At 62.2% G+C, this 7,817-nt stretch carries 9 protein-coding genes and 1 pseudogene; 5 read left to right on the plus strand and 5 right to left on the minus strand.

The features are described from left to right. Positions 1–47 precede the first annotated feature (47 nt). Positions 48–701, plus strand: a complete 654-nt coding sequence (locus tag F4U95_RS24100; protein WP_082594594.1) for a phospholipase A — start codon at positions 48–50, stop codon at positions 699–701. A gap of 707 nt (positions 702–1,408) precedes the next feature. After that, entirely contained in the window at positions 1,409–1,954 is a 546-nt protein-coding gene (locus tag F4U95_RS24105; protein ID WP_038292857.1) for a recombinase family protein, read from the plus strand. Positions 1,955–1,987: 33 nt separating this feature from the next. On the opposite strand, the gene F4U95_RS24110 is transcribed toward F4U95_RS24105, so the two are convergent. From F4U95_RS24110 to F4U95_RS24120, 3 genes are read right to left on the minus strand one after another with little or no spacing between them, the layout of a single operon-like run. Continuing rightward, complete coding sequence (locus tag F4U95_RS24110; RefSeq protein ID WP_017501689.1) at positions 1,988–2,608, minus strand: histidine phosphatase family protein; 621 nt, start codon at positions 2,606–2,608, stop codon at positions 1,988–1,990. 2 nt (positions 2,609–2,610) lie between these two features. After that, a complete protein-coding gene (locus tag F4U95_RS24115) occupies positions 2,611–2,931 on the minus strand; it encodes a type II toxin-antitoxin system YafQ family toxin (RefSeq protein WP_026109291.1) in 321 nt (106 codons plus the stop codon). Next, the gene (locus tag F4U95_RS24120) at positions 2,900–3,181 is read right to left on the minus strand and encodes a type II toxin-antitoxin system RelB/DinJ family antitoxin (RefSeq protein WP_017501687.1); all 282 of its coding nucleotides are present in this window, start codon (positions 3,179–3,181) and stop codon (positions 2,900–2,902) included. The genes F4U95_RS24115 and F4U95_RS24120 overlap by 32 nt, the downstream gene beginning before the upstream one ends. 415 nt (positions 3,182–3,596) lie before the next feature. Here F4U95_RS24120 and F4U95_RS24130 point away from each other — a divergent pair. The 3 genes and pseudogenes from F4U95_RS24130 to F4U95_RS24140 all read left to right on the plus strand — a co-directional run bounded on the left by F4U95_RS24130 (position 3,597) and on the right by F4U95_RS24140 (position 5,269). Next, positions 3,597–4,228 (plus strand): annotated as a pseudogene (locus tag F4U95_RS24130) (transcription elongation protein SprT). 121 nt (positions 4,229–4,349) lie between these two features. Beyond that, complete coding sequence (locus tag F4U95_RS24135; protein ID WP_017501684.1) at positions 4,350–4,985, plus strand: nucleotide-binding protein; 636 nt, start codon at positions 4,350–4,352, stop codon at positions 4,983–4,985. Continuing rightward, a complete protein-coding gene (locus F4U95_RS24140) occupies positions 4,985–5,269 on the plus strand; it encodes a ribbon-helix-helix domain-containing protein (protein ID WP_017501683.1) in 285 nt (94 codons plus the stop codon). Before F4U95_RS24135 ends, F4U95_RS24140 begins: the two co-directional genes overlap by 1 nt. A 44-nt stretch (positions 5,270–5,313) precedes the next feature. Here the strand turns inward: F4U95_RS24140 and F4U95_RS24145 are convergent, their stop codons facing one another. Then, positions 5,314–6,417 carry a replication initiator protein A gene (locus F4U95_RS24145; protein ID WP_004213366.1) on the minus strand — a complete coding sequence of 368 codons (1,104 nt, stop codon included), beginning with the start codon at positions 6,415–6,417 and terminating at the stop codon, positions 5,314–5,316. A gap of 984 nt (positions 6,418–7,401) precedes the next feature. Beyond that, a complete protein-coding gene (locus F4U95_RS24155; protein WP_246171710.1) occupies positions 7,402–7,794 on the minus strand; it encodes a hypothetical protein in 393 nt (130 codons plus the stop codon). Between the last annotated feature and the right edge of the window lie 23 nt (positions 7,795–7,817).

The following is a 7,817-nucleotide window of genomic DNA, read 5'->3' on the forward strand; positions in this document are numbered from 1 at the left end:
AGAGATGTTCAACATCGCAGAGAGCTACAGGTGCTCGATCGAGACCGATGTTTACGAGATTGGAGGACAAGAGCGAGCCTGGTAGATCGCCATGTTCAATCTTTGTTCTTCAACATGGCCAAAATCGCAGCTTCGGGCCGACTGGGCCCTATACCCAGCGCCTGTTCTGGGATCTGGGCGGGGATTCTTCGCCCTTCCGTAACATCGATTTCATGCCCGAACTTTTCTACCTGCTACCGGCCGTATCGAAGGGCACATTGGCGTTCGGCGGACAGGCGGGGCTGCGCCATGAGTCCAACGGCCGCGATGGGTTGGCGTCGCGCAGCCTCAACACCCTCTATGTCCAGCCTGTGGCGACGATACCGATCGGAGACTACAAGCTGTCGCTGGGCCCGCGCTACTCCTTCTATGTCGGTGACCTTGAAGACAATCCGGATGTGAAACGCTATCGCGGCCACACGTCCTTGTTCGCGGAGTTTGGCCGTGACGACGGGCTGCGACTGACTACCAACAGCCGCATTAATTTCTCGTCGGGCAAGGGCGCAATAGACGCTGAGCTTTCCTATCCGCTGGACAAGATCGTTGACACCAACCTCAACGTCTATGTCTTCGGCCAAGCCTTTGCTGGCTATGGCGAAAATCTGCTCGATTATGACCGCAAGGCGACACGACTGCGGCTTGGGGTCGCTATCGTCCGCTAATCCGGAACCGGGCAGAATCTATCGTAAGGTAGCGGGCCCGGCGTTGGACGTCCCCTTACCCTGATGCAAAAGTGATTTATGCATCATCGGAAGGCCAACGGCGTAAGAGTCTGTTTGAGAATTCATGAGATGATCGGGAGATTGCCATGTTACGTATTTTTATTGCTGCCACTACTATGGCAGTCTTGCTTTGGTCGCTGCCTGTATCCGCTGAAGAAATCCCTCGCTGCTCCTCCTCGTCTATTCCCGCAGCAGACAAGGCGCGCCTCACGGCGGAATACAAGCGGCGGTTTCTGGCTGAAGGGAAAACCAAGGCCGATGCCTGGGCCGGTGAGCAGGGAAGGCGCCATCGCGAAATCATGGAAAGGCAAGGTATCTGTCCCCCACGCGAACCGGCGAATAGCCAAGCCAATTCAGCGCCCCCGCCTCGAGAACAACCGACGAGCAAAAACCGTAAAAAGGGCAAGTGTACCCGTACCGTCTGGCAAACTCGTCATATAGCGAGCGCAGGTGGAGGCCCAATGAATACGATTAGGGTGCCTGTCTGCGTGAACTAAGCGAGCGACAGCAATGCTGGTGTGTTCGGTTATCCCGCCAAAGGGCACACAGGAAAAGCTCTGGTGCGAAGTCAAAAGTTTCGCATCAAACCAAAAGCCGCGCTTTTCCGTGCCCTTCCCTGATGCAAAAATCTGATGCAGAATCGCGCCATGATTTACGGCTATGCGCGCGTCTCCACCAACGGCCAAGATTTGGCCCAGCAGCTCGCCCAGCTTGAGGCGGCGGGCTGCGCGAAGATCTACCGCGAGAAGATCAGCGGCGCGTCGGCCGAGCGGCCCCAGCTCAAGCGCGCGATCGGCGCGCTCGATCCCGGCGACGTGCTGATGGTGACGGCGACCGATCGCCTCGCCCGCAACACGCGCGACCTCTTGAACATCCTCCATGCGGTAAAGGAGGCCGGGGCCGGCTTCCGCTCGATCGCCGAACCGATGGTGGACACGACCTCGCAGCTCGCCGAAGTTGTGATTGCCGTTCTAGGCGTCGCGGCCAGCTACGAGCGCCAGCGGATCGCCGAGCGCACCAGCGCTGGCCGCGCCCAGGCCAAGGCGCGCGGGGTCAAGTTCGGCCGCAAGAGCGCCCTCACCCCGCACCAGCAGGCCGAGGCGCGGCGCAAGCTCGACGCAGGCGACACCCAGCGATCGGTCGCGGCGCTGTTCAACGTCAGCCAAGCGACGATTTCGCGGCTACAGGGGTGATGAGCGACGCCCCCCGCCCTCTCTGGCGTTGATTTAGGCGGCGATCGCCGGCGCACATTCCCAGCGCCTGCCATGCCAGCGGAATCCTACCCGCTGCGCGTTGCTGATCGCTGGCGGCTCGCCCTTGCGCCAGAAGGCGCGCATCTTTGCCTGATCGTCAAGATGAGCGTCGGCCACGATCGCGCGCGCGGCCTGGATGAACTGCCCATGCCCGAACACATAGACCAGCGAGGCGGGCGGCATGGCGGCGAGCCGCGCCAGCGCGGCCTCGCAGCGCCGGAGCAGGGTGGCGAAGCTCTCCGCCCCTTCCCCGTCGCAATAATCAGGATCGGCCGCGCTCCAATAGCGTTCGAGGTGCGGCATCCGCTCCGCGCTGCGCGTGCCGTTCCAGCGCGCCGGTTGCAGATAGGTGAACTCCTCTATCGGCCACACTTCCACCGGCACGCCGGGAAAGCGCGCGATCGTTGGCGCAGCCGTCTGCTGCGTGCGGGTATAGGGCGACGTGACGATGAGCGCGGGCGCTTCTATCCAGCTCGCCGCGACTTCGCGTGCCTGTTCCTGGCCCAGCTCCGTCAGCTCGATCGCGCCGAGATCGTGGCAGGGCACGCCGGCGTTGCCGGTAGATTCGCCGTGGCGAATGAAGATTACGCGCATGGCTATTCAAACAGTTCCGCATGAGTGCCGGCGCGCACGAAGTTCACCAGATTCCCCTCAATCGTATAGATCAGCAGGAAATCGCCGCCGATATGGCACTCGCGATGATCGCTCCAATCGCCTTTCAGCGGATGATCCAGCCATTCCGGGCCTAACGGCGCGTCGTTGGCGATGAGCATCATCATCGCCTCCTTGAGCTGTTTCATGTTGTAGCGCCCGCTGCGCGACAGCCGCTCCCAATCCTTGACGAACCTTTTTTCGTAGGACGCCTCTCTTGGGAACGCCGCCCGCTTACTGCTGGCGGGCTTCTTGGTCGAGGGCATCGAACATTTCCTGGGCATCGGTGAAACGGGCGCGGCGAGCCTTCATCGTCGCGCGGGACGCCTCGATCGCGGCGCGCGTCTCGGCGTTCGGCACCTTCAGCTCGAACGGCAACGCATGATCCTTGGCGACCCGCGTGAGGGTCATGCGGACCACATCCGAGACGGTCAGCCCCAGCTCGGCCAGCACGGCGGCGGCTTCATCCTTCAATGTTTCGTCGATGCGCGCGCGCACGAAAGCGGTAGCGGCCATTGGAACCTCCTTAGTCAAGCCGATAATGTAGCTCAGTTGAGCAACAATTTCAATCCAGGCTAGGGGGCGGCGCCTGCCGCTGGCGCGGCACCGTGGCCCTACTCGCTTCGTTCCCCAAGCCCGCAAGCGGTCTTGGCCCAAGGTGACGACCCACATGGCGGGGGCGAGATCGCAAGCGGGTCTCGCTTCATGGTGCCGGCGTGCGCCGGCGTCGATCCTGTTTGAAGGGGGAAAGGCGGTCCCGGCCGCCTCTCCCCCGCAACGGGATTAGACGGGGCCGTGCCTCGCTGCGCTGCGGCCGCACCACCCCCATCGAATCCCGCTGCCCCCCTCTCTCGCCGGCGTTCTTGGGCGTCCGTGTTCCGGCCGATGGCATGGCCATCGCCGAACAGGCGATTTGAAGGGAGTAAGGACGATGACCCACGAAACCCGCGAAAGCTGGCTCAATGCGGTGGCGGCGGGCATGGCCCCGCTGTTCGAGGTGCTGGACGCCCCCCTGCCCGACCGCGTGCGCGTGGCGATCGGCTTCACCAGCAGAGGCGCGAAGGCCAAGGCGATTGGCGAGTGCTGGGATAATCGGTTGAGCGCGGACGGGCATTTTGAAATCTTCATCCGCCCGGACCTGGCGCACGCGCCCGACGCGATGCCGGCGCAGATCGCAGCCATCCTCGCGCATGAGCTGGTCCATGCCGCTGTCGGCATCCCGGCAGGGCATGGGAAGACGTTTAACGGGTCGCCCTTGGGCTGGGGCTGGTCGGGCCGATGCGCGCCACCACCCCCGGCGAGGCGTTCCTTGCGGCCATCGCGCCGATCCTGGAGTGCGTTGGCCCCCTCCCCCATGCCCGTCTCGACACGGACGGGGAGTCGACCGCGCCCAAGAAGCAGAAAACCCGGATGCTCAAATGCGAGTGCGCGACGTGCGGCTATACCGTGAGGACCGCGCGCAAATGGCTTGAGCAGGCCGGAGCGCCGCTTTGCCCGATCGAGGATCACGGCCAGATGGAGCATGAGCCGCTGGACGATGACGACGCCGAACCGGAGGAATGATGCGGCGCGCTTTCGTCATTTCAGATTCAGCGCCTCCCTATCGTCATTTCGGGAACGACAGGGCTTCCCCTCCCGGTCTATTGTGTATACAAGTATAGGATTATACGTGTAGGAGTGTAGCATGAAGGTTCTCGCCATTCTCTCACAGAAAGGCGGCGTTGGGAAAACGACGCTCGCGACCTGTCTGGCAGTCGCGGCCGAGCAGGCGGGCAAGGTCGCCGCGATCATCGACCTGGACCCGCAGGCGACGGCCTCGTTCTGGAAGGACGTGCGCCAGCTCGACACGCCCGCCGTGGCGTCGATTCAGCCGGTGCGCCTGCCCGCTATGCTCAAAGCCTGCGAGGACGCCGGCACCGATCTTGTCGTGATCGACGGGGCGGCGGTCGCGCGCGACGTGGCCTATGAGGCAGCGCGTCACGCTGATTTCATCCTGATCCCGACTAAGACGGCCGTGTTCGACACGATGAGCATGACGCACACCCTCGACGTGGTGCGCCAGCTCGACCGCGCCTTTGCCGTGGTCCTTACCTTCGTGCCCCCGCAAGGTCAGGAAACTGGCGATGCGATTCAGGCCGTGGCGGAGCTAGGCGCGACGGTTTGCCCGGTGACGATCGGCAACCGCAAAGCCTTTTTCCGCGCCCAAGCCGCAGGCCGGGCCGTGCAGGAGTTCGAGCCGCATGGGCCAGCGGCCGACGAAATCCGCCGACTATACGAGTATACAAATATACGCCTATACAATCAGGCGGAGGTGGCGTGATGGCGAAGGGCGGAAACAGTCTGCAAGCGGTGCTGAACCGCGCCAAGGCGGACGGAGACGCGGCCCCGGCCCCAGCGTCGGCGATCGAGCCGGTAGACGTGACCCGCAAGGCCCCGCCGAGCGGCCGACAGGGGACCAAGCTGATTGGCGGGCATTTCCCTCCCGAGGTCAGCACGCAGCTTCGCATTATCGCGGCCGAGGAAGGGACGACCGTTCAAAGCCTGCTGGGCGAGGCGCTGGACGACCTGTTTGTGAAGAAGGGAAGGGGGCGCATCGCCGGCTAGTATAGATGTATACAATTATACACCTATACATCTATACACCTATACTAGCGCAAGGGGGCAGTCTTGTGCTTGTTGCGACAGAAGCCGATGAAGGCGGCGCGGGGGCTTTTCAGTTCCGGCCGCCCGCTGTCGATCCACCATGACACCCATTGGTCATAGAGCGCGTAAACGTCATAGCCAGGCGCAACGCTCTTGGCGTCGTGGAAGCCTTCGGGGTCGATATAGGGCCGCTCGGGTTCCGCCTCGATCGCCTCGACCGTATCCAGAGCCTCGCGATTGCGGAACGTGACCGTATCGCCGTTCATTTCCACGGCATAGTCGGGCAGATGATCGTGCGCGACGAGATCGCGCAGCATCGAGCGGAACACGCGCAAATGGCTACTCGCGCCGGTCTTTTTCTGTAGCGTTTCGACCGAGATCGACCATTTTTCCTGCGCGCCGCAATGCTTGCGCGCCAGCTCGTAGATACGCCGTTCGAGCGGCTTGCGGAGGCGGAAATAGTCGCGATGGAGCGTCAGGACGCTGCGCCCCTCAACCATCTTGAACAGCCAGTCGGATAGCGTGACCTTGATTTCCGACATTTGGCCGGAGCGGGTTTGCCGCACGATCCGCCATTCATTGATGAGGCCGAAACCTTCGGTGATTTCCTCGCCATCGGCCTTGATATTCGTGGTGATCCGCGTCCCCGACAGCCGCTCGAACGCGCTCCGCAGCCGGTCATAGCCGTCGCCATCGGTTTGCCGGTTGGTCCACACCAGTAGATCGCGAGCAGTGAGGTGCAAGGTGCGGCTCGGTCGCTCCCCCTGGTTCATCTTCCCGATGAGCTGGGAGATGCAGTAGATCAGAATATCCTTGTCGTGGATCGTCGCCAGCCCTTTGACGCTGGGGACGATTTCGAGCTTGTTGCCGTTATGCTCATAGCGGAACACGCGCCGATCGGGCTTGGTCGCGAGCGAGAAAATCGGATGCTCCATCGAGGCCATGTCATCCTTGGGGATGGCGTCGAGAACATCGCAAATGAACAGATCGGGATCGGGGTAGCGAACAGGCAGCAGGGGAGGGCGTCCCTCCGCGCCGTTCGGGGTTTCATTGACGGCAAGCGGGAGTTCGGGGTTTCGTTGACGGTCAGGCTCGATTCGGGGTTTCATTGACGCGCACCGTAGATTCGGGGTTTCATTGACGCAACGGAAAAGTTCGGGGTTTCATTGACGGGTGATCGCGATTCGGGGTTTCGTTGACGCAGATTCGGGGTTCTGGAGTCACCAGATTCGGGGTTCCGTTGACGCCGAGGGCAAAAAAACGCCCGATTATTCTAATATTTTCAGTTGCTTATGAAACCGCCAAAATCCCGTAACACGACTCTTTAACCCATATATTAACACTAGGCCGACCTGTGGATAACTTTAACCGCAGCGCCCACTCGACGCCGGATCATCGTGGTTTCACCCACCAGCGTCCCGCCAGATCGAACAACTTGTCCTGATTTTCGGGACAGAGGCAGCATGATCCACTCGCGCCGCGCTACCGGCACCGGTCAGAGGGAAGAAAAGCGCCGCCTCTTGGGGGCTTCGCCCCCGCCGGCTCGCGGCCTTCGGCCGCCCCGGATCGCTTTGCGATCCTCCCACCCGGCATCCCCATGATGAGCCGGCTTCGCCGGCACGCTTTTTGCTAGATTGAGGATCGTTTAAACGCCCCGCTTCTATCGACACCACAGCGCCAGCGGCACCGTCGCAATTGGCTTTCCAGGAAAGCCAGGCGGATAGGGCGGTGATCGAGCCGAGAGGGCAGGGGAGGCGGAAACGTCGCAGCAGGGGCGATTTCCGGGCCGCTGGGCTTCATTCTGGACGTTTGGCAGGCCGGGGAGGGTCCAAGCGGCAATGGCGCTCTACGGGCTTCCCATGCGGCCGATTTCTGGAAAGCTAGATCCTCGCGAGGTCGGGGATCGAAACGGCGAGCCTCAAGGTTTGTGCGCCAGGCAACGATTTCACGGATTTGGCCCCGAACATTGCTGCGGGAGAGGGCGGAATCCTACGCCAAGAGCCGGCAGGGCAGGGCGCGGAAAGTCCGCTAAACAACGCCAAGGGCGAACAGACGGCGAACATGTATATTTGTATACGCCTATACATTCGCGCCTAGTGGCGCGTCCGCTTCGGTGGCGTCGGCGCGGCCATCAGCTCATCAAAGGCGGAGTCATCGCCCAATGCGTAGCGGCGCAGCGGATCATCCTCGGTCATGCGGCCGGCCTGGACTTCGCGCCATGTCACATATCGCAGCCGGCTCCGGTCCAACGCGCCATCGACAAGACATTCCGCGCGCAGGAACATCCATATCTGGCCCTGCCGGTGCTGGGCGAAGGCTTCAAGATCGCCGTTCGTCTCTTGGAGATGCACCGCCACAAGATGGCCCAGTCGGCCCGAAGCTGCGATTTTGGTCATCTTGGAGAACACGTCGGGAACGGGCTGGTTGTTGTTGACGATCGCCCATGCGAGGAACGACGTTCCGCTCCGATAAGGGAGCGGCGTTATGAGCCTTGGCGTTTCGAGTGGGG

This window comes from Sphingobium limneticum (assembly GCF_008710165.1).
GTDB classification, from domain to species: Bacteria; Pseudomonadota; Alphaproteobacteria; order Sphingomonadales; family Sphingomonadaceae; genus Sphingobium; species Sphingobium limneticum.